At 54.0% G+C, this 24,136-nt stretch carries 27 protein-coding genes; 18 read left to right on the top strand and 9 right to left on the bottom strand.

Going from position 1 to position 24,136, the window contains the following annotated elements; all coding sequences use genetic code 11:
• Window positions 1–187 precede the first annotated feature (187 nt).
• From FJM65_RS12230 to FJM65_RS12240, 3 genes are all read left to right on the top strand, one after another.
• Window positions 188–856 carry a DUF2461 domain-containing protein gene (locus tag FJM65_RS12230; protein ID WP_140621823.1) on the top strand — a complete coding sequence of 223 codons (669 nt, stop codon included), beginning with the start codon at window positions 188–190 and terminating at the stop codon, window positions 854–856.
• Window positions 853–1,227 (top strand): DUF3221 domain-containing protein, encoded by a 375-nt coding sequence (locus tag FJM65_RS12235; RefSeq protein WP_140621824.1) that lies wholly within the window; start codon window positions 853–855, stop codon window positions 1,225–1,227. The genes FJM65_RS12230 and FJM65_RS12235 overlap by 4 nt, the downstream gene beginning before the upstream one ends.
• A 132-nt stretch (window positions 1,228–1,359) precedes the next feature.
• Window positions 1,360–1,839 carry a hypothetical protein gene (locus FJM65_RS12240; protein WP_239022939.1) on the top strand — a complete coding sequence of 160 codons (480 nt, stop codon included), beginning with the start codon at window positions 1,360–1,362 and terminating at the stop codon, window positions 1,837–1,839.
• 11 nt (window positions 1,840–1,850) lie between these two features.
• Here the strand turns inward: FJM65_RS12240 and FJM65_RS12245 are convergent, their stop codons facing one another.
• Window positions 1,851–2,045, bottom strand: coding sequence for a hypothetical protein (locus tag FJM65_RS12245; protein ID WP_140621825.1), 195 nt, complete (start codon window positions 2,043–2,045; stop codon window positions 1,851–1,853).
• Between the two features lie 270 nt (window positions 2,046–2,315).
• Here FJM65_RS12245 and FJM65_RS12250 point away from each other — a divergent pair, with 270 nt between their 5' ends.
• The 8 genes from FJM65_RS12250 to FJM65_RS12285 all read left to right on the top strand — a co-directional run bounded on the left by FJM65_RS12250 (window position 2,316) and on the right by FJM65_RS12285 (window position 8,702).
• Window positions 2,316–3,794: an APC family permease gene (locus FJM65_RS12250; protein WP_140621826.1), complete on the top strand. Its 1,479-nt coding sequence runs from the start codon at window positions 2,316–2,318 to the stop codon at window positions 3,792–3,794.
• Window positions 3,795–3,927: 133 nt separating this feature from the next.
• Window positions 3,928–4,491 carry a vitamin K epoxide reductase family protein gene (locus FJM65_RS12255; protein ID WP_140621827.1) on the top strand — a complete coding sequence of 188 codons (564 nt, stop codon included), beginning with the start codon at window positions 3,928–3,930 and terminating at the stop codon, window positions 4,489–4,491.
• A 10-nt stretch (window positions 4,492–4,501) separates the two neighbouring features.
• On the top strand, window positions 4,502–4,903 hold the full coding sequence (locus tag FJM65_RS12260) for an SPW repeat domain-containing protein (RefSeq protein ID WP_140621828.1): 402 nt from the start codon (window positions 4,502–4,504) through the stop codon (window positions 4,901–4,903).
• A gap of 129 nt (window positions 4,904–5,032) precedes the next feature.
• The gene (locus FJM65_RS12265) at window positions 5,033–5,731 is read left to right on the top strand and encodes an alpha/beta hydrolase (RefSeq protein WP_140621829.1); all 699 of its coding nucleotides are present in this window, start codon (window positions 5,033–5,035) and stop codon (window positions 5,729–5,731) included.
• Complete coding sequence (locus FJM65_RS12270) at window positions 5,683–5,934, top strand: hypothetical protein (RefSeq protein ID WP_140621830.1); 252 nt, start codon at window positions 5,683–5,685, stop codon at window positions 5,932–5,934. The genes FJM65_RS12265 and FJM65_RS12270 overlap by 49 nt, the downstream gene beginning before the upstream one ends.
• 3 nt (window positions 5,935–5,937) lie before the next feature.
• Window positions 5,938–7,083: an NAD(P)/FAD-dependent oxidoreductase gene (locus tag FJM65_RS12275; RefSeq protein WP_140621831.1), complete on the top strand. Its 1,146-nt coding sequence runs from the start codon at window positions 5,938–5,940 to the stop codon at window positions 7,081–7,083.
• A 20-nt stretch (window positions 7,084–7,103) separates the two neighbouring features.
• Window positions 7,104–7,760 carry an ArnT family glycosyltransferase gene (locus tag FJM65_RS12280; RefSeq protein WP_140621832.1) on the top strand — a complete coding sequence of 219 codons (657 nt, stop codon included), beginning with the start codon at window positions 7,104–7,106 and terminating at the stop codon, window positions 7,758–7,760.
• A 135-nt stretch (window positions 7,761–7,895) separates the two neighbouring features.
• Window positions 7,896–8,702: a hypothetical protein gene (locus FJM65_RS12285; protein ID WP_181163709.1), complete on the top strand. Its 807-nt coding sequence runs from the start codon at window positions 7,896–7,898 to the stop codon at window positions 8,700–8,702.
• A gap of 80 nt (window positions 8,703–8,782) precedes the next feature.
• On the opposite strand, the gene FJM65_RS12290 is transcribed toward FJM65_RS12285, so the two are convergent.
• The 3 genes from FJM65_RS12290 to FJM65_RS12300 form a co-directional block, all read right to left on the bottom strand.
• Window positions 8,783–8,995 (bottom strand): hypothetical protein, encoded by a 213-nt coding sequence (locus tag FJM65_RS12290; RefSeq protein ID WP_239022940.1) that lies wholly within the window; start codon window positions 8,993–8,995, stop codon window positions 8,783–8,785.
• Window positions 8,996–9,348: 353 nt separating this feature from the next.
• On the bottom strand, window positions 9,349–11,007 hold the full coding sequence (locus FJM65_RS12295) for a dipeptidyl-peptidase 3 family protein (RefSeq protein WP_140621835.1): 1,659 nt from the start codon (window positions 11,005–11,007) through the stop codon (window positions 9,349–9,351).
• Window positions 11,008–11,225: 218 nt separating this feature from the next.
• Window positions 11,226–11,840 (bottom strand): deoxynucleoside kinase, encoded by a 615-nt coding sequence (locus tag FJM65_RS12300; protein ID WP_140621836.1) that lies wholly within the window; start codon window positions 11,838–11,840, stop codon window positions 11,226–11,228.
• Window positions 11,841–12,017: 177 nt separating this feature from the next.
• Between FJM65_RS12300 and FJM65_RS21275 the strand changes: the two genes are divergently transcribed.
• Window positions 12,018–12,194 carry a hypothetical protein gene (locus tag FJM65_RS21275; RefSeq protein WP_181163710.1) on the top strand — a complete coding sequence of 59 codons (177 nt, stop codon included), beginning with the start codon at window positions 12,018–12,020 and terminating at the stop codon, window positions 12,192–12,194.
• Window positions 12,195–12,277: 83 nt separating this feature from the next.
• On the opposite strand, the gene FJM65_RS12305 is transcribed toward FJM65_RS21275, so the two are convergent.
• The gene (locus tag FJM65_RS12305) at window positions 12,278–12,907 is read right to left on the bottom strand and encodes a hypothetical protein (RefSeq protein ID WP_140621837.1); all 630 of its coding nucleotides are present in this window, start codon (window positions 12,905–12,907) and stop codon (window positions 12,278–12,280) included.
• Between the two features lie 226 nt (window positions 12,908–13,133).
• Here FJM65_RS12305 and FJM65_RS12310 point away from each other — a divergent pair, with 226 nt between their 5' ends.
• From FJM65_RS12310 to FJM65_RS12325, 4 genes are all read left to right on the top strand, one after another.
• Window positions 13,134–15,575, top strand: coding sequence for a GAF domain-containing protein (locus FJM65_RS12310; protein ID WP_140621838.1), 2,442 nt, complete (start codon window positions 13,134–13,136; stop codon window positions 15,573–15,575).
• A 262-nt stretch (window positions 15,576–15,837) separates the two neighbouring features.
• On the top strand, window positions 15,838–16,647 hold the full coding sequence (locus tag FJM65_RS12315) for a hypothetical protein (RefSeq protein ID WP_140621839.1): 810 nt from the start codon (window positions 15,838–15,840) through the stop codon (window positions 16,645–16,647).
• A 147-nt stretch (window positions 16,648–16,794) separates the two neighbouring features.
• The gene (locus FJM65_RS12320) at window positions 16,795–17,019 is read left to right on the top strand and encodes a CDGSH iron-sulfur domain-containing protein (RefSeq protein ID WP_140621840.1); all 225 of its coding nucleotides are present in this window, start codon (window positions 16,795–16,797) and stop codon (window positions 17,017–17,019) included.
• A gap of 6 nt (window positions 17,020–17,025) precedes the next feature.
• Window positions 17,026–17,469, top strand: coding sequence for a putative signal transducing protein (locus FJM65_RS12325; protein WP_140621841.1), 444 nt, complete (start codon window positions 17,026–17,028; stop codon window positions 17,467–17,469).
• Window positions 17,470–17,521: 52 nt separating this feature from the next.
• Here FJM65_RS12325 and FJM65_RS12330 read toward each other — a convergent pair whose 3' ends face one another.
• On the bottom strand, window positions 17,522–17,776 hold the full coding sequence (locus FJM65_RS12330; RefSeq protein WP_140621842.1) for an acyl-CoA-binding protein: 255 nt from the start codon (window positions 17,774–17,776) through the stop codon (window positions 17,522–17,524).
• 169 nt (window positions 17,777–17,945) lie between these two features.
• Here FJM65_RS12330 and FJM65_RS12335 point away from each other — a divergent pair, with 169 nt between their 5' ends.
• Window positions 17,946–20,132, top strand: coding sequence for a S9 family peptidase (locus tag FJM65_RS12335; RefSeq protein WP_140621843.1), 2,187 nt, complete (start codon window positions 17,946–17,948; stop codon window positions 20,130–20,132).
• A gap of 147 nt (window positions 20,133–20,279) precedes the next feature.
• Here FJM65_RS12335 and FJM65_RS12340 read toward each other — a convergent pair whose 3' ends face one another.
• Both FJM65_RS12340 and FJM65_RS12345 read right to left on the bottom strand, forming a co-directional pair.
• Entirely contained in the window at window positions 20,280–20,960 is a 681-nt protein-coding gene (locus tag FJM65_RS12340) for an N-acetylmuramoyl-L-alanine amidase (RefSeq protein WP_140621844.1), read from the bottom strand.
• A gap of 60 nt (window positions 20,961–21,020) precedes the next feature.
• Entirely contained in the window at window positions 21,021–22,034 is a 1,014-nt protein-coding gene (locus tag FJM65_RS12345; RefSeq protein ID WP_140621845.1) for a quinone oxidoreductase family protein, read from the bottom strand.
• 134 nt (window positions 22,035–22,168) lie between these two features.
• On the opposite strand from FJM65_RS12345, the gene FJM65_RS12350 reads away from it, so the two are divergent.
• On the top strand, window positions 22,169–22,675 hold the full coding sequence (locus tag FJM65_RS12350; protein ID WP_140621846.1) for a GNAT family N-acetyltransferase: 507 nt from the start codon (window positions 22,169–22,171) through the stop codon (window positions 22,673–22,675).
• Window positions 22,676–22,726: 51 nt separating this feature from the next.
• Here the strand turns inward: FJM65_RS12350 and FJM65_RS12355 are convergent, their stop codons facing one another.
• A complete protein-coding gene (locus tag FJM65_RS12355; RefSeq protein ID WP_140621847.1) occupies window positions 22,727–23,953 on the bottom strand; it encodes a S8 family serine peptidase in 1,227 nt (408 codons plus the stop codon).
• Window positions 23,954–24,136 lie beyond the last annotated feature (183 nt).

The following is a 24,136-nucleotide window of genomic DNA, read 5'->3' on the forward strand; positions in this document are numbered from 1 at the left end:
GGCCCGCACCATACGGCCCCTACCGGGCTATGGAAACTTTAGCGCTTTTCTTTAGTACACATGGCTATACATTCCCTGTAACTAAACCGAAAAGCTATGACATTCTTTCTTTTAATCGCACTTGTAATCGTCATTATCATAGGAGTGATCTGGTTTAACTCCAAAACGCCGAAGCGCTAGCGCCAGCATGAACGTACGCCTTGTGCTGGACTTTCTGAGCCTGCTGCAGCAGCACAACAGCAAAGCCTGGATGGATGAGCACCGGGAGGAGTATCTGCTGGCAAAGGCCCATTTTGTAGAGATGGTGGCCTACCTGATCGAAGCCCTGCAGCAGACGGACGCATCGCTGCTGGGGGTAACGCCGCAGGAATGCCTGTTCAGGATAAACAAAAACGACTTTTCCAGGAAAGGCGAAGCGCCCTACAAAGGGTATTTAGGGGCGGGCATCTCGGCCGGCGGCCGCCACTCGCCGTTTGCCAACTATGTGTTCGCGCTGGAGCCGGGCGGCATGTCCCGGATTGGGGGCGGCATACGGAAACCAGGCACCAAACGGCTGGAGCTGATTCGGGAAGAGATAGACTATAACCCCGGCCAGTTGCAGCAGGTGCTGGATGAGCCTTTGTTTAAGGCCACATTCGGAACCTTTAGGGGCGAGAGGACAAGGCAAGGACCGCGTGGCTACGATAAGCTGCACCCTGAGCTGGAGCTGCTTCGCTCTAAAGGATTTCAGGTGATGCACTACTTCAGCGATGAGGAAGTATGCGCGCCAGGTTTTATAGATAGGCTAGTGCCGATGCTGCGCCAGGTAAAGCCGCTCCATGACTTTCTGAACAACGCCATAACCGAACCTATATGAAAAACCTGCCCCTGACCTTATGCTGCCTGCTGCTGGCCATCAGCTTTGTATCCTGCCGGCAGGAACCCAAACGCATGCCCGACACACTGCCTGATGTGTATGGGTACATCACCGATATTAAGCGCACGGCCAGCAATGGCAAGGGGGCCGAGATCGTGATAGCCGTACGTGCCCTGGAGGGTGTAGAGGCCACTTATGCCGACGCGAGCATAAAGATTGACAAGCACACGCTTGTGGAGGATGAGTCAGGGGAGCGCTTTGCGCTGGAGAGGCTGCGGGAAGGGCAGCAGGTGCAGGCATGGTTTAATGGGGATGTGCTCGCCACCCAGCCCGTACAGGGTACAGCCATTGCCATGCGCATCTCTCACTAACTAAGTATAAATATAACTTTGTCAATATAGAGTAAAAATATATTTACGCATACATCGCCTTCCGGAGGAAAAGATCGTAAAAGGATGCTGATAGGAGCGTCTCCTGCGTTACTTACGGTTTATTTAACCTACATGAAGGCACCACTCTATAAAAAAGACTACAGCGATGCCATTGCAGCCTGGCCAAAGTCAGTACAGTTGCGGAATATCAACGGCAGCGTATTTTCCACACTTATTTCGCACCCCGACTATATAGAATCGAAGTGGAACGGCCACATAACCGCAGGCGACGTGATTACCACAGCCAACGTATACCTCGACCTGATGCAGACCCACAAATGCCCGGGCAAGCTGCTAAACGACAAGACAACCGTCACCGGCGACTGGTCTGAAGCAAACGACTGGCTGGAGTTTGAGTGGCTTCCGTTGGCCATCCAGAGTGGGCTGCAATACATCGCCCACATTTATTCCAGCAATATGTTCAGCCGGCTTTCTGCCCGCGACCTATACTTGCGCATAAACCCGCGCGTGGGCATGCAGAACTTTAACAACCGGGAAGAAGGCCTTGCCTGGCTGCTTTCTCAGCCCATGAAGGTGGCCAGAAGCGCTTAGCGCGCCTGCCCTTACTGGGCAAGCGCTACAGGGGCCTCCGCTGTAATTTCCACGGTGTCCAGCATCACGTCCAGCACGGGCTCTTCGGGCACATCGGCGGTTTCTACTAAAACAAGCGTTTCCTTTGGCTGCGGCACCTGATACGACTCCTGCACTGCTAAACCAAAACCAAACATAGAGGCGGCGATAAGAACAAGGATTTTCATAGTAGTAAGATTTAAATGGTGATTAATTTTCTTTTGCAAACTTACTCTATAGTACTGTGTAATACAAAGTACTGTTGCATAAAACACTACCCTATTATACCAACAACCATTTTTTGTCCGTGAACCGGCCTCTGGCCTGGATAAACACCTGCACACCGGCTTTGCCCCCAGAAAGCCCTCTGAAAAAATCACTCCTCCCGAAAAAATCATGCACGGCACCGCTACAGGAGAGCACTGAAAAGCCTTACCTTTGGGACCTACTTCATACGAATGCAGCATCCTACTACAACATCCAGCGCCTCTGAGGAAGAGGCAGCCGGTAAAACGGCCTTCAAGCGCGAGATCACGCTCTTCGACGCCATCATGATCGTGACAGGCGGCATGATCGGCTCGGGCATCTTTATCGTTTCGGCCGATATTTCCCGCACCGTCGTCAGCCCGGGCTACATGCTGCTGGTCTGGCTCATCTCCGGCTTTTTAACCATGGTGGGCGCCATCAGCTATGGCGAGCTCTCCTCTATGTTCCCCAATGTGGGCGGCCAATACGTGTACCTGAAAGAGGCTTTTAACAAAATGGTGGCCTTTCTGTATGGCTGGACGCTGTTTCTGGTGATACAGACCGGTGTGATCGCCGCCGTGGGGGTGGCCTTTGCGCGCTTTACCGGCGTGCTCATCCCCTGGTTCAGCGAGGATAACGTGCTGCTGCAAGTGGCGGGGCTCCGGTTCACCTCCGTGCAGCTGCTCTCCATCGTCAGCATCATCTTCCTGACCTACATGAACTCGAAAGGCGTGAAAAGCGGCAAGCTGATCCAGAACATCTTTGGCAGCACCAAGCTCATCGCCTTGTTCGGCCTTATACTTTTCGGGCTGCTGTTTGGCGTAAACGACACGGCCATTGCCGCCAACTTCTCTGATTTCTGGGGGCCAAGCGGGGCTTCCGCTGCGGTTCCCACGGGCACAGCGCTGGTATCGGCACTGGGTATGGCCATGGTGGGCGCCCTCTTTTCCGCCGATTCCTGGAACAACATCGGCTTTTCAGGGGATGAGATCGTGAACCCCAAGCGCACCATCGTGCTCAGTATGGTCATAGGCTCGGCCATTGTCATGGGCATTTACATGCTGATGAACATCGTGTACCTGTTGGTGCTGCCCATGCACGGCTCCCCGGAGGCCACCACGGTGATGGGGCAGGGCATCACCTTTGCCGACAACGACCGCGTGGCTGCCGCTGTGGCCGAGGCCATTGGCGGTTACAAGGCCACCGTGGCCATTGCCATCCTGATCATGATCTCCACTTTTAGCTGTAACAACGGCGCCATTCTTTCCGGGGCGCGGGTATACTATGCTATTGCCAAAGATGGCCTGTTTTTCGAGAAACTGGGCCGACTGAACAAGAACGGCGTGCCGGCGGCGGCGCTGTGGGGGCAGTGCCTCTGGGCCTGCCTGCTCTGCCTTACCGGCACCTACGGCGACCTGCTGGACTACGTGGTTTTTGCTGTGATGCTGTTCTACATCCTGACCATTATCGGGGTGTTTGTGCTGCGCAAAAAGCGCCCGGACCTGCCGCGCCCCTACAAAACCTTCGGCTATCCGCTGCTGCCTGCCCTGTACGTGCTGCTCTCCTCGGCCATCTGCCTTATCCTACTTATCTACAAACCGCTTTTCACCTGGCCGGGCCTGATCATCGTGGCCCTGGGCATCCCGGTGTATTACCTTTTCGGCAACAGGTTCAGGAAAGAGAAAGTATAACTCAACCGCTAAACTAAAAGGAAAGCCTGCACATCACGTGGCAGGCTTTTTCTTTGGCCCTGTGCCTGAAACCGCACCTTACATAACGCTGACTGGGCAGGCACGTAGTACAAAGCGAAAAAAACATACAGCTATGGAGCACAAAGAGCAAGGGATACCGCCCGGGTGGAGTTACAATCCGGCATCGTGGGGCCAGCGGCTGCCCATTGTAGTGGCAGCAATTGTGGGTTTTGGCATTGCCACCTACCTGGCCCTGTTCCAGCTAAAAGTATTTGATACGGTTTGGGACCCATTTTTCGGGGACGGGAGCCGGAAGATCCTCACTTCCAAAACTTCGCAGATACTCCCGATTCCGGATGCTGCGCTGGGTGCGCTTGGCTATTTGGTAGATGCCCTGGCCGGCGTGATCGGGGGGGTGCGCAGGTGGCGCACCATGCCCTGGATCGTGATCGTGTTTGGGCTGGCCGTTGGGCCGCTGGGCTTTATCAGTGTGCTGCTGGTCGTGCTGCAGCCGGTGCTGTACGACGCCTGGTGTACGCTTTGCCTGGCCTCTGCCGCCATTTCAGTGGTGATGATCGGCCCTGCCATGGACGAGATGCTGGCCAGCCTGCAGTACATGAGACGCGTAAAAGATGCCAGGGTATCGCTGTGGAAAGCGTTCTGGGGATACAAGGAAGTTCAGGGAAAGGTGATCTAACGATAAAACTATGTGGGCACAAATAATCAACGCGATATTGGGTATCTGGCTGATGGCCTCTGCCACCATACTGGGCTATGCCGATGCCAAGACCATCACCGACAACCAGCATATTGTAGGGCCTGTCATTGCCAGTTTTGCCATCATTTCATGGTGGGAAGCCACGCGTGCGGTGCGCCTCTACAATGTGCTGCCTGCCGCCTGGCTGCTGCTGGCCCCCTTCGTGCTGGGCTACGACAACGCCACGGCCACTATCAACAACATGGCGGTGGGCGCACTGGTGCTGGGGCTAAGCTTTGTGAAGGGTAAAGTGGAAGGCACCTACGGCGGCGGCTGGGCCTCACTCTGGAAAAAAGATAGCCTGCACGCCCGGGAAGCGCTAAAAACGCCCCGCACTGATCTGGAGAAATAGCTCCTCCTACGTTGAAGACAGCTTCACAGGCCTATTCTAATCCGGCACCCGGCATCCATCGGATTTATACTTTCAGTCTCCCTGTTTTCTCATCCAAAACAAGTATCTTTCTGTTCGTACAAGTATACCATGGGCAAAGCATACTTTATAAGCGGGCTGGGAGCAGATTGGCGCATGTTTCAGTTTCTGAAACTACCGGACTACATCCCGCAGCAGTTCGTAGAGTGGGTAGAACCGAAATCGATAGACGAGCCGCTGCACACCTACGTACATCGGCTCCTGGACCAGATCACCGACCCTGCACCCATCCTGGTGGGCATGTCCTTCGGCGGTTTGGTCGCCATTGAACTGAGCAAGATCCTGAAGCCGCGGAAGACGATCCTTATTTCCAGCCTGGCCACGCACCATGCCCTGCCCGCTATTTACCGGGCCATCGGCAAAACGCACCTGCACCGCTGGATGCCGCTCAAGCTGATGCAGAGCGTGTACCCGCTGGCGCCGCTTTTTTTCGGGGCGCACACGCCGCAGGAAAAAGGCCTGCTCAAGGGGGCCATCCTGCACATCAACGAGAAGGTGCTGCGCTGGTCGCTGGGGCAGCTGCTGGAGTGGCCGCAGGAGGAGGTGCTGCCCGGGCTGGTGCAGATCCACGGCACCCACGACCGTATTCTGCCCCTGAACGACCGACCCGACATTATCAAAGTAAAGGACGGCGGGCATTTGATGGTGCTGCACCAGGCGGACGAAATAAGTGCTATCTTGAGCCGTATTTTAGAAGAGACATGGATAAAAGCAGATACATCGTTACCACCACCCACGGAGAGCAGGTAGACCTGACACAGGCTCAGATCCTGCGCAGCAACAACCTTTACCCTTTTGGGCAGCACAACTACGCCATCTACCTAACGCCCGCGGGCACTTTTGTAAAAGCCCTGAACAGCGGCGAGCGCGAGATCATGCTCACGCACTATGAATTGATAGGCGAAGCCGAAGCCCGCAACTACGACCACCCCTACTTCCGGACAGACAATTAGCCTATGCAACTGAGTTTTTGGGAACAGGAAACATACTTTAACAACATCGATGTCCTCATCATCGGCAGTGGCATGGTGGGGCTGAACGCGGCCCTGCACCTGAAAAAGCAGCAGCCACAGCTGAAGGTGCTGGTAGCTGAGCGCGGCCTGTTGCCTACCGGGGCCAGCTCCAAAAACGCTGGCTTTGCCTGTTTCGGCAGCCCCTCCGAGCTGCTCGACGACCTGCAGCACCACTCCGAGGAAGAGGTTTTCGGTTTAGTGGAGCGGCGCTGGAAAGGCCTGCAGCGCCTGCGCCAGCACCTCGGCGACACCACCATAGACTACCACCGCTGGGGTGGCTATGAGCTGTTTGAGCCACGGCAGCAGCAGCTGTATGAGGCATGTGCAGAGCAGCTCCCCTATCTGAACAAGCAATTACAAAGTATAACCGGGGAGGCTGCGGTGTTTCAGTCGGCTGATGATAACATAAGCACGTTTGGCTTTAAAGGCGTGCAGCACCTGCTGCTAAGCACGGCAGAAGGGCAAATCGATACCGGCAAAATGATTTTGGCCCTAACGCAGAAAGTGCAGGCGATGGGCGTGCTGGTACTGAATGGGCTGGAGGTGCAGGCCCTGCAGGAAAATGAAAATGACGTTGTGGCCGTGACTGCTCAGGGTTTATACTTAAAAGCCCGCGCCGTGCTGGTAGCCACCAATGGCTTTGCGCAAAAACTGCTGCCCACCTTGCAGGTGCAGCCGGCGCGGGCGCAGGTGCTCATCACCAAACCCATCGAACACCTTCGGTTCAAAGGCACTTTCCACTACGACAAAGGCTACTACTACTTCCGCAACATCGGGAACCGCGTGCTTTTCGGGGGAGGCCGCAACCTGGCTGTTGAAGCGGAAACCACCACGGAGCTGGGCCTGACAGAACGCATACAGCACCGCCTGGAGCAGCTGCTGCATGAGGTTATACTTCCGGACACGCCCTTTGAGGTGGAGCACCGCTGGAGCGGCATCATGGGCCTGGGCGCTGGCAACGCGAAAACAACGCTGGTAGAGAAAATCACCGACCGTATCAGCTGTGCGGTGCGGCTGGGCGGTATGGGGGTGGCCATCGGCTCGCTGGTAGGTGAAGAGGGGGCTGCGTTGGTGCTGGAGCAAGTGTAGCATACCTGAGACAGACACCTATGCTAAGACTGGCAAAAAGACTGGCTGCCTCGCCCCGTTTGGTTCTGCTGCTGCTTTGGGCCTTTGCCACGCTCCTCAACCTCACCAAAGCGTTCCATATTGATGATACCGTCCATTTGGAGGCCGCCCAATGGATTCAGCAACACCCGTTCGCACCGATGTCGGGAAGTATAAACTGGGACCATGTCAGCCAACCGCTTTATACGTCTAACCATCCCCCGCTCTACTTTTACCTGGTGGCGGCAGTAGGCTCCCTAACAGGGTTTTCAGAGGTTCCCCTGCATCTTTTCCAGTCTCTTTTTACTTTACTTGCCCTGGTATACTTTTACAAGCTTCTGCTGCTGTTTCACAAGGAGTATGCATTGGTTGGCACTTGTTTGCTTGCCTTAGGGCCTGCTTTTTTAGTAAGCCAGAACCTGATGATAGATATTCCGATACTTAGCTTATCGATTGTCTTCGTTTACCTGCTGCTAAAAGAGGAGGATGCGCATCGTGTGCGCCGTTATTACATGGCCGCTCTTTTGCTTAGTGCAGGGCTCCTCTTTAAGTACACGCTGCTGCCATTGTACCTGGTTTTACTGTATGCCGCCCTGCGTGAGCGCAAGTATAATTTAATTCCTGCGGTACTGGTGCCTATGGCTGTACTGGCTGTCTGATCGGCTTTTAACTACGCGGAGTTTGGATTTGCCCACCTTAGCGGCAGATCCCCCGGCAGGCTGTCTGTTTCCACTATCGCTTATAACCTCATTGCTTTCCTGCTTACCCTGGGAAGCATCGCCCCTTTCTCCCTGATGTTTATCAAGGGCTCACTCAACCAAGTAAATAGGAAAACGATTAAAAAAGTAGCTTTGCTGGTGGTGCTGTCTGCCTTCATGGCCTACCTGTTCACGTTTGGTCTGTTTTACAGATCGGTGCCTTATACATTGTTTTGGGTTTCATTCCTGTTAAACGGCTTGTGCCTGGTCATCCTCTTTTTTTCGGAGGCGTTCAGCGCATGCCGCGAGCGCAAAGCGCAGATCGTCATGGTATGGGGACTTTCTATGGCAGGGTTTATCATCGTGTTCACGCCTTTTATGGCAACAAGGCATGTGCTGTTACTGCTTCCTCCGCTCTTGGTGCTTGGCGGCTACCTGTATCGGTTTGTTTCAGGCAAAACCGTAGGCATCGCAGTAACTGCTACTTTTCTGCTGGGGCTCGCGCTCAGCATATCCGACTGGGTGTATGCAGACTTTTACAGGAGAGCCGCAACCAAGGCAGCAGCCTCTCTTCCGCCGCAGGCTTCGGTATGGAGTGTGGGCCATTGGGGCTGGCAATGGTATAGCAAACAAGCAGGCATGAAGGGCTATGAGTACAACAAGTCAACACTCAACAAAGGAGACTTCCTGGTGTCTCCTGAAGCCGTTTCCAAGCAGCACCTTCCCCCAGATCTAAGGTTAACTAAAGTAAAGAGCATCCGTTACCCGAGCAGCTTCTGGAATATTTTTACCACAGCCTATGGCGCGCGCTTCTACTACTCTTCTGCATCCAACATTCCCTGGTACTTGTCTGTAAGTTCTGTGGATTCGGTAACCATCTACAGAGTCAGGGCGCCACACTAGTAAACTACTTTCACCCAAAAACAAAAAAGGCAAACTGCGCTGCTGCCGTTTGCCTTTCTACCCGCTATAGCTGACTTTACTTAAGCTGTTGCCCATGTAGCGGCTTTTTGGTAAGACATCGGGTTTATGAAGCGCTTTTGTGCTTCCTGTTCGGCCTGGTAAAAAGCCTGGTACTCCTCATCCCCCAACTCCTCGCGTAAGGCTATATGGAACAGCGCCATCTCCGGAAAATGCTTGTACTGCTCCTCACGCTCCTGTGGGCTGCTTCTGTTAAAGTCATAGAAACTTTTCATGGTTGTTTTTAAAGGTTTAAACATTTGATTTACAATTAATTGAACAACCATAACATACTCTATACAAGAATTTTAAGTTATCGTGATTTCGCTCCGTTCCCGTAATTACCGTCTGCCACGTCACTGCCAGCTAAAAAAAACAGCCGCTTCACGAAATTTTTTGCTAACATTCCCTCAGAAGTATCGCCTCTGCTTTTGCCATCTCATATTCCCGGCAGCCTTTTTGAAATAAAATGCATTGCATCACATTAAATATAAGCATAGTATAAAATCATAATTGGACTACCTATAATCAAAAAAGCCCTGCTGGTTGCAGGGCTGCTTCTTTGGTTCTTCTTGAAAAGGGAGGCGTTTTATTTCAGCCCCAGTACCTCGGATCCCTGCTCAAACACAATGTCTACCGGGATGTTTGCCTTAGACAGGCGGTCCAGGTCAGCTTGCAGCTGTGGGCTGATCTGGCCCTGCTCGTTTAGCAGCGTTCCTACGCCGGCATAGTCGCCGTTGCCCTGCAGCGTCAAAATCTTCTCTGACAGCTTGTTCATGGCCTGGCGCATCTTCTCGTAGTTCACGCGGTACTTGCCGGTTTCCTCATCGCGCTCAAAAGCGCCATTGTCCTGAAAAAAGTTAAAGCGCACCATGTTGGCTTTGCCATGGGCACTGGCCGCCCCAAAGCGTACCGAGCGGAAGATACCGGCCAAAAAGGTCGTATAGTACTCCTTCAGGTCGCCTTCCACTTCACCCTTCTCGTGCAGCTGCGTGATCATGTACAGCCCCAGGATATCTGCTTTGCCTTCCTCCAGCGCCGAGGCGTGCTCTTTGAGGGCCTCCCGCACCGTGCCGGCGTTATTGATGGTGTTCTTGATGCCCAAACCGTGCGCCACCTCGTGGAACATGGTATTGGCAAAGAAAGCGTCGAAGGTCACGTACTGCTGCTGATCCTCGGCAATGAGCTCTGCTGCAATTGGCTCCATGATCTTGTCGAACTTGGCTTTCATGGCATTCTTGAGCTGCAGCCGGCGCGTACCTTTCTTCAGCTGCACTTCCTCATCGTTGGGCAGGTTGATGGCAATGGTCTTGCTGCCGGCATTGCTGTCGCCGGCATAGTATACCACATCGTAGGCGTTCAGGTCTGAGTCGGTGCCCGGGGTTTCTTTCTTATACTGGTCTGCCACAGGCAGGCCGCGCTGGAGCTCCGGCAGGAAAGCAGCATACTTTGAGAGGCGCTCGCTCCATTCCATGTCCTTTACCAGCACATAGGCCTCGTGCGCCGCCTTGTAGCCAAACAGCTTGTCTTCGTATGTTTCGATCGGCCCGATCACGATGTCCAGCCTGTTGTCCTTCATTTCCATCCAGGCCAGGTCCGATGGCTGATAGTTGTCATTCAGGAGGGCGTCGGCGCGCAGGTTCAGGTACTTTTTCAGTCCTGCGTCCTCGGCCAGCGCAGCCGCCTGCTTCAACAGGTCAGCAGCGCGCTGCACTTCCTCCTTAAACTGCACATGGTAGGGCACGGTGATTAATTTGCCGTTCCCGTCGCGGCGCAGGAAGGTGTACTGGCTGGCTTTGTCCTTCAGGCCGGCCTGCTCAAACTCCTCCTTTGTCATGTCCGTCGGGTAGAAGTTGGCTCCCTCCGGCTTAGGCCCTACGCCCGCTATAAACGGCTCGTTGTTGTTGAGGCGGTCCCAGGGGCCATAGTTAATCTGCACATACTTTTTAGCGGCCTCACTGTCCAGGGCGCTCATCAGGGAGTCTTTCTGCCCATAGGCTTCGTACCAGAACATCTTGTTCATCAGGTCAGAGGCCTCGATCAGGAGCGGGATCGTCTTTTTCTCGCTCTCACTCAGGCTGCTCAGGTCGGTGGTCAGGCGGACGGAGGTATAAGTGTCCAGTTTCTGCTGCAGGCTGTCGGCAGCCACGGTTTCGGTGGCGGCCTCGTTGCCTTCCGTGGAGCTACTGCTGCAACCGAAAGCAGTGGCAGCCAGGGCAGAGGCAAAAAGTATGTGGCGTGGTTTCATGGTTTAGGTTTAGATTAGTTTTAAGGCTGAATATAAAGCTTTTTGCGGTTTTGGCAAAAGGGCGAAGGCTGCTGCAGGGTGGCTCCTGGTTTACCGCCTCAGGCAGCAAAGCATACTCTTGGGTTCCTGATCTGCGGCTGGTGCTCGGTGTAAAACAAAAGAGACGCAAGTTGTTGCGTCTCTACAGGTGTCATTTCTTATGAAGTATAAATTAGCTCCTAAAACAGGCCGAAAAGCTCCCCTTGTATTTTCTCGATAATGGAGCCAAGGTCCTCGGGGTTAGCCACAAAATCCAGCTTGTTCACGTCGATCACCAACAGCTTGCCCAGATCGTAGTTGCCCATCCAGGTGTTGTAGTGCTCGTTCAGGTTGCGCAGGTAGTTAATGCTGATGCTGCTCTCGTAGTCGCGGTTACGCTTCTCTATCTGGCCTATGAGCTTGGGCAGGTCGGCTTTGAGGTAAATCATCAGGTCCGGCGCCTTTACCATGCTGATCATGGACTGGAACAGGGCGTAGTAGTTATCATAGTCGCGGGTGCTCATCAGGCTCGACTGGTGCAGGTTGCGGGCAAAGATGTGCGCATCCTCGTAAATGGTGCGGTCCTGGATAACGCTCTGGCCGTTGGCCTGGATCTGCTGCACCTGGGTAAAGCGGCTGTTCAGGAAAAAGACCTGCAGGTGAAAGGCCCAGCGCTCCATGTCGTCGTAAAAGTCCTTCAGGTAAGGGTTATTGTCCACTGCCTCCAGGTATAAATCCCAGTTAAAGTGTTGGGCCAGCTTGGTTGCCAGCGTTGTTTTGCCGGCGCCAATGTTGCCAACGATCGCGATATGCATGGTAATCCGTTACTTTTAATATTTAAGGGTTACAAATGTAAGCTATTTTGCCGGAGCATTATCTACAAATTCCCCACGCGGTTATCAACATTAGCAAAACTATATACTTTGGCATGCGGCCAACTCCGCTGCGTGCCGCACGTAAAATACAGGTGTAAACATTTATGACACAACGCTATGACAAAAGGACATAACCAGAGCCTGAACAAACAGAGCCAGCCGCAGGCTAAGAGCCAGGGCGACAAAAAGGAAAACCGCCACCTGTCCGACAAAAAGCAGGACAAGAGCCCAAACCAGGGCCGAAACGAAAATAAAGCGCAGTCGGGCGGCACGAAAGGCAAAAACGCTATTTAAACAGACGAACAGGAAAAAAGCAGCCCCGGCAGTTCAGTTCATACTTTGCTGCCGGGGCTGCCTGCATTTTATACGTGCCGGGATCAGCGCCTCTCCTTTTTTCGCTCCTCGTAAGCGTCTTTGGCCTGGCGACTCTTTTGCAGCGTAGCGAACTCCACCTGCAGCGCCGCAATTTTGATCTTATCGCCGGTGCTCAGCAAGTCCAGCACCTCCTGCTTGCGGGCGTTCAGCTCGCCGCTCACAAACTCGGCATACGCCCAGTCGCGCAGGCTCCATTCCTGCCGGTTCACGCGGGTATACTCCAGCGACCGGGTAAAGGCATCCCGCAGGTGCACCGGCTTTATTTTACCGATCTGTGCTGTGCCGGCCATCTGACGTTCCCAGCGCTCCAGCTCCTCTTTATCCAGGTTTACCAGCTCGGCCTCGTGCCGCTCCTCCCATGCTTGGTAGCGTTGCTTGTAGCCGTTATACTCGCTCCTGGACTGCTCCGACAGCTTCTTTGTGTTGTGATCGAGGCTGTAGGTAAGCTCCTCATATTCTTTTTTAATGGTGGGCCACTCCGCGGCAAGGGTGCTGTCGGCCTGGGCGCTGCGCTGCTGCATCCAGGTCCGCAGGTCTGCCAGGTCTTTCTCCAGCTGCGACTGCGCCTCTGCCATGCCCGCCGTTACAAGAACGAAGAGGGCGGCCAGCAGCCATCTCATTTTTTCCTTCATAGTGCTTTTGATGTGTGGTGGTACAAACTTTAACAAGCCAATTCCGTAAATATTGTGCCAAAGATATGTTTATGGCTGGACAATTTACCGACACCCGGCAATAATCTATCCAAGCCCTTACCGACACATCCCAAGCAATGCCTGCTCTTTTGTATCATCTTTAAAGTTGAAACCTCGTTTAAATGTATACAAATCATGGCAGGCAGATATGGCAAAGACAACGTCTATGAGTAAACACCATAAGAGCAGTTTCCACGAAACGGTGGTGACCATGAGCAGCAGCGACGATGCCATGCTGAGCGTGGAGGACTTTCCGTTTAAAACGTCGCTAAGCCTGGCGCCGCTGATGGCCTATTGGGAGAAGAAGCTGCAAACGGCCCGCCCCCACAGCGCCGACCGCATCCGCGACATGATAAAACAGCTGCGCGATACGCCCCAGCTGCTGGACACCATCGAGGACATTGCCGTTATCCAAAAGCATCAGGATACGCTGAAAATGCTGATGGAGGACATCTTTCCGGGCGCCTTGTGGGAAAATGACCTGAAGGCAGTGGCTATCCCGTTCAGGTTCCAGAGCTTTTATGCCACACCCAAGCTGGAGGAGCTGAACCTGCTGAGCGATGGTGACTCCTCTCAGAAGCTGAACCTGAGCCGCAAAGCGCTGCTTTACCGCCTCACGCTGCAGGCCTACACCATCATTCTGGCTACTTTCTACAAGGCAAACTTTGTAGTGGAGGACCCTTTTGTGTTTACCGTGTATGATAAGTTTACGCGGTTGCCCCGCCACTACAAGGTGGACATTGACCTGAAGTTTATGCAGGTGCGGGCCAAAGGCGAGATAAAGCCCCTGAAGCCCCAGCAGATCAACTTTTTGATAAACCGCTACAACGACCTGGACCTGTGGCTGCAGGTGCTGCCCCCCGAGAACTTTGAGTTTAGCGGCTTTGCCATCTATGACATGACGGACGTGACGATGGAAGTGACCATTTCTTCGCTTCGGTACGACCTGCTGGATAAAGAGTCTGTCAGCACGGAGGAGGGCTTTGAGCAGCTGCAGCAAAAGCTGCGGGTGCTGTTTGGCTTGCCGGACATACGCCTCGGCTTTGCCTCCTGCCCTAACCTGCGCGAGTTCGACACCAGTTACGCGCGCCGTATCTGGAGCGGCCTGGTGCTGACGCAGGACTGCGAGCTTTCGCTGGCGGATTTAAGGGGATCGGTTTACGAGCCGGTGCTAAAAGAAGGGAAAACCGTGGTGGTAGAGGACCTGCAGGTATTGCCCAACCCTACCCGCATGGAAACAAAGCTCCTGGAAGCAGGGCTGCGCAACCTGATTATTGCGCCGCTGCAGTATGAGGGCACTACGATCGGCCTGATGGAGCTGGCCTCGCCTATTCCCGGGGAGCTCAACGCCCTTTCCACCATCCGCCTGAAGGAGATTCTGCCGCTTTTCGCGCTGGCCATGAACCGCAGCCTGGACGAGTTGCGCAGCAGCATCCAGAGCATCATCAAAGAGAAGTATACCGCGATTCACCCGATTGTGGAGTGGCGCTTTACGCAGGCAGCCATTAACCTGCTGGAGAAAATGGAGCGCAACCCCAGCCCCGAGATAGAGCCTATCATCTTCCGCGACATTTACCCGCTGTACGGCTCCTCGGATGTGCGCAGCTCTGCCACAGAGCGCAACAAGGCCATACAGGGCGACATGCTCGAGCAGCTGGTGCTGGCCAAGGAGGTGATCCTGGCGGTGAAGGACAAAATGCCGCTGCCCATCCTGGATGAGCTGCTCTATAAAATCGACAAGCTCTCGCAGAATATCCTGAACGAGCTGAGCTCTGGCTACGAAGTAGTGATTCTGGATTTCCTGCGCACCGAGATTGAGCCCCTGTTTGAGTACTTCCAGAAGAAAGAGCCGGCGTCCATACCGGCCATACAGGCCTATCGCGCAGCCACCAACAACCCCTACAAGGCAGTCTATAACAAGCGGCGCGCCTACGAGGAAAGCCTTTTCATGATCAACGAGACGATCTCTACGTTTCTGGACCGCGAGGAAGAGAAGGCACAGCAGATCTTTCCGCACTATTTTGAGAAGTATAAAACCGACGGGCTGGAGTATAATATTTACATCGGCTCCTCGCTGCTCAGCAACAGCGACTTTCAGCCGCTGTACCTCAAAAACATGCGCCTGTGGCAGCTCATGCTCACCTGCGAGATTGCCCGCCGCATACAGAACCTGCGCGCCAGCCTGAAGCTGCCGCTCGAGATCACGCAGCTGATCCTGGTGCACTCCGACCCTATCTCCATCCGCTACCGCCTGGATGAGAAGAAGTTTGACGTGGAGGGGGCCAACAACATCAGTTATGAAATCATCAAAAAGCGCATAGACAAGGCCAACGTGATGGGAACGCAGGAGCGCCTGACGCAGCCGGGTAAGATCGCCATTGTGTATACCCAGCAGAAAGCAGCCCAGGAATACCTGCGCTACCTGGAGTTTCTCCGCTCGGAGGGATACATTCAGGATGAGGTGGAGCACCTGGACGTGGAGGATTTGCAGGGGGTGCAGGGACTGAAGGCGCTGCGCGTTACCGTGAACCTGAAAGAAGAATTACGCCATAATATCGATGCCGGCGACGAGCTCCTCAACATCGCCCAGTCTGCCAGTTTAAACTAAAAACACGAAAGTATAAAATATTTAGAATATCATATTTTTATAAAAAAGACAAATTTTTATAATTTTTTATTCCAGCCAAGTAATGATACTAATTAATTAATAAACAACAACTTGAATAGTTATAACATACTTCCATAGCGTCACCGCCTACGAATTTATTTAGCCTAAGTGCAATTATTTAAAATCGATTAGCGTTCTCAGGAAAACTTGCAGGCAAAGGCAGCCGGCAAGTGTTGTTTCATCAAATCAACTTTTAGCCCACATGAAACTGAGAAACAAATTTATGCCTGCCATGCTGATGTTAGGCGTGGTGGCGTTTAGTTCCTGCGAAAAGCAGGAAGGAGAAGCATCGATTGAGCCAATGCTGGAGCAGGGTATGATCTCGCACATTATGGCAGACTCTGCCGAAGTAACCTCTTATAATTTTTCCGGCAAGCAGCTAAGCCAGGTAAACCACTACGACGTGGAGACCGGTGACCTGGAAAGCTTCGAGAAGTATGAGCGCGACTCCAAAGGCCGCATCCTGAAGAGCAGCACCTACACCGGCGACAGCAAGGCCCTGCTCTCGCAGCAGACCTTTGCCTACAACACCAGCGGCGAGCTTACCAAAAGCACCATGGCCTACTACAGCGGCAGCAAGCTGGAGTATACCGCCTACGCCACCTACGACTACGACAGCAACAACAAACTGGAGAAGAAATCGCTGTTTGAAGGCGCAGACTCCGGGGAAGAAGGAAAGCTGAAGTCCTTTACGACCTACGAGGTACTGCCAAACGGCAACTATACGCAGGAGAAGCAGTTTGTGATAGACGATAACAACGACTCTAAGCTGTTCTCTACCACCACCAACTCTTTCGATGCCAACGCAAACCCTTTTGCGGCACTGGCCGAGCCCGGCACCGCCAGCAGCCCCAACAACCTGGTGGCCGCTACCACGGTGGTGCACGCCAGCAAGAAAACCTACAAGTATAGCTACGCCTACACCTACGATGAGCGCGGCTATCCGCTGACCCAAACGGTCACTTCACCGAACGGGGAGCGCAAAACGTACCAGTACCTGTACAGCAACTAATACCGTATAAGGTTCTTTTATTTTATACAGTGGCCTGGGGTGTTTGTCCCGGGCCATTGCTGTTTATACCGGTCATGGCTGCCCCGCGCGTTTTGTAGAGATGTCCGCGGAATTGAGTATATTGGGATACCAAAACAACACAACACCATGGCAAAAACAAAGATTACAGTAAACAACAACGGATCGCTGCGGATAGAAGGCGATGATTTTGAGATCGTGGACAAGGAGGGCAACAGCTACGGGCTGGGCGGCCGCACCCTGGTGTCGATCTGCCGCTGCGGCCTGTCTAAGAACAAACCCTTCTGCGACGGCTCGCACAAAGGGCATTTTGAGCACGAGGCAAAGGCTTTTGACCTTCCGCCAAAAAAATAACCCCTCATGGCTGAACGCTTCGTAACCATTGCCACATTTAACGACCTCACCGAGGCGCATATCCTAAAGGGGCGCCTGGAGGCCGAAGGCATCCTCTGTTTTCTGGGGGATGAGCACATTGTGGGCGTGCAGCCCTTTTACTCGGTGGCGGTGGGAGGCGTAAAGCTAAAAGTAACCGAGGCCGACGTAATGGAGGCCAAGGCCATACTTGCCCGGATTCAGGAGGGCTCCGGCCATTTCGACTACGATACTATTGAGATGGCCCCGCCCATGCAGGAGCACACGGCCCAGCTTACCTGCCCTGCCTGCGGCTCCGACCATGTGGCTGTGGAGAAGTACAACAAATCGGTGTTCTCCATCAGCTACCTGCTGCTGGGCTTCCCGGTGCCGTTTATGAGCCGCAAGTATAAATGCTACGACTGCGGCCACCTCTGGAAAGTTAAAAAGTAAAAAAGGCAGCTCTTTGTAGCTGCCCTTTTTGATTCGCTATCCCAGCATAGGCTTAGCCCACCAACTCGTTTACAAACTGCACATACTCCTGGCGGGCCTCCTCCTGCGGTTTGCCTTCCTGCTGTTTCCAGGCATCCCACTTGGCAATGTTCTTAAAATCGAAGCCGCCCGGGCGCTCAGTGTTCACGTCGCCTTCGGTGGCCTGCTTGTACAGGGCGTACAGCTTCAGCAGCACGTCGTTGCTGGGGCGCTGGGTAAGGGTTTTAGATTTAGCTACTGCACTCTCAAATTCTTCTTGTGTGGCCATAGGTTACTTGTTGTTCTGTTTTAAGTTGATGAGCTCAAGATACAGAAAAATACGCTGCATGCATAACTTTATACTTCTTTTGTTTACCGCAGAATTTCTATAAATTTAGAGACCTGTGGCGGCACCAGCCTCCCGATTAAACAGTATCTACCTTAACCAAATGCATACGATGAAATACCTAAAACCCAAGGCCTCTGCCGTGCTGGCGCTGGCCTGCCTGGTGGCCGGCTCCGGCTGCTCCACAAGCAACCAGAGCAGCCCTTCCGCCGCCGATACCACCCAGGAAGCGACAGTTGTCAGCACTGCGCCACAACCTCCGGTAGCCGCCAAAAAGCCCAAGCAGCTCACCACCCACGGCCATACCCGCGTGGATAACTACTATTGGCTGAACGAGCGCGAGAACCCGGAGGTGATTGCCTACCTGGAGGCCGAGAATGCCTATACCGACACCATGCTGGCCTCTACCCAGGAGCTGCAGCAGCAACTATACGATGAGATCGTGGGCCGCATCAAGCAAAATGACGAGTCGGTGCCTTACAAAGACAACGGCTACTGGTACTTTGTGCGCTACGAGCAAGGCAAAGAGTACCCGATCTATGCCCGAAAAAAAGGGACGCAGGAGGCCGACGAGCAGGTGATGCTCAACGCCAACGAGCGCGCCGAGGGCCAGAGCTACTATGCCGCCACCGGCCTGAGCGTGAGCCCGAACAACCAGATCCTGGCCTTTGGCGAGGACACCGTGAGCCGCCGCAAGTATACTATCCGCTTTAAAAACCTGCAGACCGGCGAGCTGCTGGCAGACGCTATTCCCAACACCACGGGCGGGGCCGTGTGGGCCAACGACAACAAGACCGTTTACTACTCGGTAAAAGACCCGGCGCTGCGCTCTTTCAAGATTTTCCGCCATACCTTGGGCACGCCCGCCGCACAGGACAAGGAGATCTACCACGAGGCCGACGAGACCTTCAGCACCTACGTGTTCAAAACCAAGTCTGATAAGTATATCATGATCGGGAGCTACAGCACCATGGCGCAGGAGTACCGCTACCTGGACGCTGACAAGCCCAACGGCACTTTTCAGGTAATCCAGCCACGGGAGCGCGGCCTGGAGTACAGCGTAGACCACTTCGGCGACAACTTCTACATTGTAACCAACAAGGACGGGGCCACCAATTTTAAGCTGATGCAGACGCCGGTCACCAAGCCGGGCAAGGAGAACTGGAAAGAGGTGATCCCGCACCGCGAGGACGTGCTGTTGGAAGGCATCGAGATCTTTAAAGACTACCTAACGTTGCAGGAGCGCAAAAACGGCCTCACCAATATCCGTATCAAGAGCTGGAAAGACCCCAACACTGATTTCTACATTGATTTTGATGAGGAGGCCTATACTGCCTACATCGGCAACAACCCTGATTTTGACAGTAAAGAGCTGCGTTTCGGCTATACCTCCCTCACCACCCCCTACTCTACCTACGACTTTAACATGCAGACAAAGGAGCGTGAGCTGCTGAAGCGCGACGAGGTCGTGGGCGATTTCGCCCCGAGCAACTACGAGGCCAAGCGCATCTACGCCACGGCTGAGGACGGCACTAAAATCCCGATCTCGCTGGTATACCGCAAAGGCCTTGCCCTGAACGGCAATAACCCGACTCTGATCTACGGCTACGGCTCCTACGGCAACAGCATGAACCCCAGCTTTAGCTCTGTGCGCCTCAGCCTGCTGGACCGCGGTTTCGTGTATGCCATCGCCCACATCCGGGGAGGGCAGGAAATGGGTCGCCAGTGGTATGAGAACGGCAAGCTGCTGAAAAAGAAAAACACCTTCACCGATTTCATCGACGCCTCTGAGTACCTGATCGAGCAGAAGTACACCAACCCGGACAAGCTGTTTGCCATGGGCGGCAGCGCCGGCGGCCTGCTGATGGGCGCCGTGGTGAACATGAAGCCAGAGCTCTATAAAGGCGTGATCGCGGCCGTGCCGTTTGTGGATGTGGTGACCACCATGCTCGACACCAGCATACCGCTGACCACCGGCGAGTTCGATGAGTGGGGCAACCCGGCCGAGAAAGAGTACTACGATTACATGCTGTCTTACTCGCCCTACGACAACGTGGAGGCAAAGCCTTACCCGAACATGCTCGTTACCACCGGCCTGCATGACTCGCAGGTGCAGTACTGGGAGCCTGCCAAGTGGGTGGCCAAGCTGCGCGAGATGAAGACGGATGACAACATGCTGCTCCTGCACACCAACATGGAGGCAGGCCACGGCGGTGCCTCGGGCCGTTTCCAGCGCTACAAGGAGACTGCCCTGGAGTATGCGTTTATGTTAAACCTGCTGCAGCAGGAGAATCAGTAAGGATTTACCAGATTTAGCAAGTATAAAAGAGGGGAGTCGGCTTAACAGCCGGCTCCCCTCTTTTATACTTTATACTTGTGCAAACAGTCCTCTTAAGGGAGCGTCATACAACATCACTTTAATAGGAGTATTTGATATGCTCCAACTTTAGGAGGATGCCTTTGGAGAACCTTTTAAGCCCAGATCCGCTGTTCTTTTCCGTATCTTTTTCATGAAGGCTTTTCCCGGGTCTACTTTCTGCGTTCTATAGCCTGCGTCCGCCTCTTTCCAGAGCGGGTGGCCCTCAAAGTCCTGGTACTCGTAATGCCCGATCAGGTACTCAATGTCATACTTGCGCACCAGGTAGCGCACCAGCGCCTCGTTGGCTTTCAGCTGCGCCTTTGTCAGGCCTTCCTTTCCTCCTCCCACATTCTCTACCCCGATGGCGCAATGGTTCAGGCCGATCACGTGCCGGGCAAAAGCTGTGTCCGGCAGTTGCCTGAAGATGGTCCCGTCGCGGTCTATTAGAAACTGGGCGGCCACGTTTAAGCTGCTGGCAGAGCCGATGGCGGTTCTGGAGCCGGGCAATAGCGTAGGGTTCATGGCATCGAAAGAGCTCTCCAGCGTGGGGATGGCCGTCCAGTGCAGCACGATCATCTTCGGCTCAATGGAGGCCACTTCTTTTTGCAGATCATACCTGCTTTCCATGTACTCCAGCGAAAGCTGCTGCCGCTCCTCGTCAAAAACAACGGGCTTCTCCAGTATGCGAAACGTCGGACCCGAGCAAGCACTTAAGAGCAAAAATCCTACGGCAATGATTCCTTTGCAAGGCAAGGTATGATACGTCATGTTGGGGTATGGTTGGTTCCGGTAAGTATGCTGCGCCAATGGCTGCCCCAAATTAAGTATTTATACGTATACTTCCTGCCCCACCTGCAGCACGATCTTGCCAAACTGCTTGCCTGCCTCCATGTAGCGCATGGCCTCCTCGGCCTTCTCCAGCGGGAACACAATGTCTACCACCGGCCGTATCTCTTTCTCCTCCACCAGCTTAACCATACTGGCAAAGTCCTGCATGGTGCCCATGGTGCTGCCAAAAACAGAGAGCTGCTTCCAAAACAGCTCGGCTGGGTTTATTTGCCCGATCATGCCGGTGGTGCCGCCGTAAATGCCGATGCGCCCTCCCGGCTTGGCCAGCTTTACCAACTGCACAAAGCCCTCGCCGGCCGCACTGTCTATGATCACATCAAAGCCGCCAGTCAGCGCCTTCAGCTCCTTTCCCCAGTTTTCCTGCGTATAGTTTATGCCTCCTGCCACGCCCAGGTCTTTGGCCAGCTCAATTTTCTCCTCCGTCCCGGACGTAACCCATACCTGGGCACCTGCCGCCAGGGCAAACTGTATGGCGCACAAGGCCACTCCCCCGCCGGCACCAGTCACCAGCACCCGCTCGCCGGGCTGCAGCTGGCATTTGGTAAAAAGGGCGCGGTAGGCAGTTACGCCGGCCAGGGGCAACGCAGCGGCTTCGGCAAAGCTCAGGTGCAGCGGCTTCTGGTACAGGTTGGCGGCAGCCACTTTCACATATTCTGCAAAGGCACCATCGCCGGGCATGCCCATGATCTTATACTTCTCGGAGTGCGCGCGCGGGTTATCGCCCCAGTCGGTGGAGGGGTCCACGATCACCTCCTGGTTTTGCCAGTCCGCATCCACACCCTCACCCAATTCTGTCACCACGCCGGCACAGTCGGAGCCAAGTATGGCGGGATATTTTTTGATGAAGTAGCGGCCCTTCTGTATCCACACATCGCGGCGGTTAAGGGCGGCGGCCTTTACCTGCACCACTGCCTCGCCCGGCCCCGGAACCGGCTTCTCCTTTTCTATGATGGTAAAGGGCTTGTTGATATCCTCTAAGTATACTGCTTTCATACTTTCTGCTTTTTTTGAGTTGATACGCACGCTTACCAGACAAAGATAGGATTTCCGGGGTGAGTTGAAAGTATGGCCTCCGTTGGCATTTATACCCGCAGCCCTTATCTTGCACCTGTCGCTAACCTATACCCATGAGCAGCTCAACCTACCGCATCCGCCCGGCCTCGGAGGCCGACATCCCTACCCTGATCCAACTGGCAGAGGCCACCTGGGAGCCCACCTACCGCAGCATCCTCACCAAAGAGCAGATAGACTATATGTTTGAGGTGATCTACAGCCACGATGCGCTGGCAAAGCAGATGCTGGAAGGCCAGACCTTTCTGCTGGTAGAGGATGCCCGGCAGGCCCTTGGCTTTGCTTCCTTTTCGGAAAAGGACGCAAGCGCCAAGCTTTATAAGCTCAACAAGATCTACCTGTTGCCGCAACTGCAGGGGCAGGGCATGGGCAGGCAGCTGCTACAGGCCGTGGAGCAGGAGGTACAGAAACGCGGCGCCCGGGCACTGGACCTGAACGTGAACCGCTATAACAAGGCTAAAACCTTTTATGAACGCTGCGGCTACCAGGTGCACGAGCAGGTAGACATCGCCATAGGGCCCTACTGGATGAACGACTACGTGATGCGGAAGCAGCTAAAATAAAAAAGGGCGGCCAATGGCCGCCCCTCTTAAAGCTCACTTTAAACTTTATACTTAGTGGTGTGCGATCGGGTCTGCGTTGCCGTCCGGGTCGTTTTTCACATACCCGTCGGTGGCGATGTTGCCGAGCAGTAACAGACCTGCCACGTGCGGCGAAGCCATAGACGTACCGCTGATGGTGTTATAGCCTCCGTCTTTCCAGGTAGAGTTGATGTTCACGCCTGGAGCGCAATAGTCTACCGGCGGGTTGCCATAGTTAGAGAAGTAGGCAAAGGTATCGGTGTTATCCATGGCAGACACGGTGTAAATGTTAGCATGGTTGGCACGTGCCGGAGAAGACTCGCCTGCGTGCGCGCTTTCGTTACCTGCCGCCAGGGCAAACTTAATGCCTTTAGAGGCCGCTGCCACCACGGCGTCATCCAGCGCCTGTGATATCGGCCCGCCAAGGCTCATGTTGGCAGCGTCGCCAGACTTGCCATTAGAAGCCACATAGTCCACACCGGCAATTACACCGGAGTAAGAGCCGCTGCCGCGGGAGTCCAGCACCTTCACGGCCACTACGGTAGCGTCGTAGGCCACGCCTAACACGCCTTCGCTGTTATTTTTGCCTGCAATGGTTCCTGCCACGTGCGAGCCGTGCCCGTTCATGTCGTCGGCTGTGCCTGCATCTCTGCCTGAGGTGAACATACTGACGCTACGGGCCACGTCAACATTCAGGTCTGGGTGGTCCAGGTCGATGCCTGTGTCGATTACCCAGGCTGTTTTGCCTGCACCGCTGGCGCTGCCCACGCGGGTAATGCCGTAAGGCACGGTTTGGCCGGTAGAGCCGCCGCCGCCACCTGGCTTGGATGGCTTCGCCAGCATCACGATTCTGTCCGGCTCTACGTAGGCTACACGCGGGTCCTGGCCCAGTTTGGCAGCTTGCTCAGCCGTAATCTTCAGGGCTACGCCCTTAATCGCTTTTCCAAAAGCCTGCTCTACTTTATAGTTGCTGATGCCGTTCTCGGCAAGGATGCTCTTGCTCGCCTCGCGCACCATTTCCACGCGCTTTTCATACGATGCGTCATCGCTGAGGCGCAGGTTGGCACCATCCTTATATACAACTATGTACTGCCCCTCTATAATTGCACCATTCTGACTTTCAGCCTGAAACTCAGCCATCGGTTCAGCCACATCTCCCGACTCATTGTCGCAAGCCGTGAAAGTGCACGAAAAGGTTACGGCAGCTGCTCCCATCATCATGGAGCGCATTAAACTTTTGAAGTGTAATTTGTTTTTCATGTGAGAAAAAAAATTAAGGTGAGATAATAATTTAGTAATAGAACATAATTCTAATGTAACAATATAGGATGTTATCACCAAACCACCTCCTGAAAATAGTTATCCACATTTGAGCAAAAATGCCCTGGCTCCCCTGACGGCTATATTTTCTTGTTAAAATATTTGCACTCACAATTTGTGTTT

The sequence above is a fragment of the Pontibacter mangrovi genome, assembly GCF_006385705.1.
Lineage (GTDB): Bacteria > Bacteroidota > Bacteroidia > Cytophagales > Hymenobacteraceae > Pontibacter > Pontibacter mangrovi.

What these genes read in the sequence shown, in the direction of transcription:
- FJM65_RS12230 (WP_140621823.1), top strand. Translation starts at nt 188, where the DNA reads ATGAACGTACGCCTTGTGCTGGACTTTCTGAGCCTGCTGCAGCAGCAC.
- FJM65_RS12235 (WP_140621824.1), top strand. Translation starts at nt 853, where the DNA reads ATGAAAAACCTGCCCCTGACCTTATGCTGCCTGCTGCTGGCCATCAGC.
- FJM65_RS12240 (WP_239022939.1), top strand. Translation starts at nt 1,360, where the DNA reads ATGAAGGCACCACTCTATAAAAAAGACTACAGCGATGCCATTGCAGCC.
- FJM65_RS12245 (WP_140621825.1), bottom strand. Translation starts at nt 2,045, where the DNA reads ATGAAAATCCTTGTTCTTATCGCCGCCTCTATGTTTGGTTTTGGTTTA.
- FJM65_RS12250 (WP_140621826.1), top strand. Translation starts at nt 2,316, where the DNA reads ATGCAGCATCCTACTACAACATCCAGCGCCTCTGAGGAAGAGGCAGCC.
- FJM65_RS12255 (WP_140621827.1), top strand. Translation starts at nt 3,928, where the DNA reads ATGGAGCACAAAGAGCAAGGGATACCGCCCGGGTGGAGTTACAATCCG.
- FJM65_RS12260 (WP_140621828.1), top strand. Translation starts at nt 4,502, where the DNA reads ATGTGGGCACAAATAATCAACGCGATATTGGGTATCTGGCTGATGGCC.
- FJM65_RS12265 (WP_140621829.1), top strand. Translation starts at nt 5,033, where the DNA reads ATGGGCAAAGCATACTTTATAAGCGGGCTGGGAGCAGATTGGCGCATG.
- FJM65_RS12270 (WP_140621830.1), top strand. Translation starts at nt 5,683, where the DNA reads ATGGATAAAAGCAGATACATCGTTACCACCACCCACGGAGAGCAGGTA.
- FJM65_RS12275 (WP_140621831.1), top strand. Translation starts at nt 5,938, where the DNA reads ATGCAACTGAGTTTTTGGGAACAGGAAACATACTTTAACAACATCGAT.
- FJM65_RS12280 (WP_140621832.1), top strand. Translation starts at nt 7,104, where the DNA reads ATGCTAAGACTGGCAAAAAGACTGGCTGCCTCGCCCCGTTTGGTTCTG.
- FJM65_RS12285 (WP_181163709.1), top strand. Translation starts at nt 7,896, where the DNA reads ATGTTTATCAAGGGCTCACTCAACCAAGTAAATAGGAAAACGATTAAA.
- FJM65_RS12290 (WP_239022940.1), bottom strand. Translation starts at nt 8,995, where the DNA reads ATGAAAAGTTTCTATGACTTTAACAGAAGCAGCCCACAGGAGCGTGAG.
- FJM65_RS12295 (WP_140621835.1), bottom strand. Translation starts at nt 11,007, where the DNA reads ATGAAACCACGCCACATACTTTTTGCCTCTGCCCTGGCTGCCACTGCT.
- FJM65_RS12300 (WP_140621836.1), bottom strand. Translation starts at nt 11,840, where the DNA reads ATGCATATCGCGATCGTTGGCAACATTGGCGCCGGCAAAACAACGCTG.
- FJM65_RS21275 (WP_181163710.1), top strand. Translation starts at nt 12,018, where the DNA reads ATGACAAAAGGACATAACCAGAGCCTGAACAAACAGAGCCAGCCGCAG.
- FJM65_RS12305 (WP_140621837.1), bottom strand. Translation starts at nt 12,907, where the DNA reads ATGAAGGAAAAAATGAGATGGCTGCTGGCCGCCCTCTTCGTTCTTGTA.
- FJM65_RS12310 (WP_140621838.1), top strand. Translation starts at nt 13,134, where the DNA reads ATGAGTAAACACCATAAGAGCAGTTTCCACGAAACGGTGGTGACCATG.
- FJM65_RS12315 (WP_140621839.1), top strand. Translation starts at nt 15,838, where the DNA reads ATGAAACTGAGAAACAAATTTATGCCTGCCATGCTGATGTTAGGCGTG.
- FJM65_RS12320 (WP_140621840.1), top strand. Translation starts at nt 16,795, where the DNA reads ATGGCAAAAACAAAGATTACAGTAAACAACAACGGATCGCTGCGGATA.
- FJM65_RS12325 (WP_140621841.1), top strand. Translation starts at nt 17,026, where the DNA reads ATGGCTGAACGCTTCGTAACCATTGCCACATTTAACGACCTCACCGAG.
- FJM65_RS12330 (WP_140621842.1), bottom strand. Translation starts at nt 17,776, where the DNA reads ATGGCCACACAAGAAGAATTTGAGAGTGCAGTAGCTAAATCTAAAACC.
- FJM65_RS12335 (WP_140621843.1), top strand. Translation starts at nt 17,946, where the DNA reads ATGAAATACCTAAAACCCAAGGCCTCTGCCGTGCTGGCGCTGGCCTGC.
- FJM65_RS12340 (WP_140621844.1), bottom strand. Translation starts at nt 20,960, where the DNA reads ATGACGTATCATACCTTGCCTTGCAAAGGAATCATTGCCGTAGGATTT.
- FJM65_RS12345 (WP_140621845.1), bottom strand. Translation starts at nt 22,034, where the DNA reads ATGAAAGCAGTATACTTAGAGGATATCAACAAGCCCTTTACCATCATA.
- FJM65_RS12350 (WP_140621846.1), top strand. Translation starts at nt 22,169, where the DNA reads ATGAGCAGCTCAACCTACCGCATCCGCCCGGCCTCGGAGGCCGACATC.
- FJM65_RS12355 (WP_140621847.1), bottom strand. Translation starts at nt 23,953, where the DNA reads ATGAAAAACAAATTACACTTCAAAAGTTTAATGCGCTCCATGATGATG.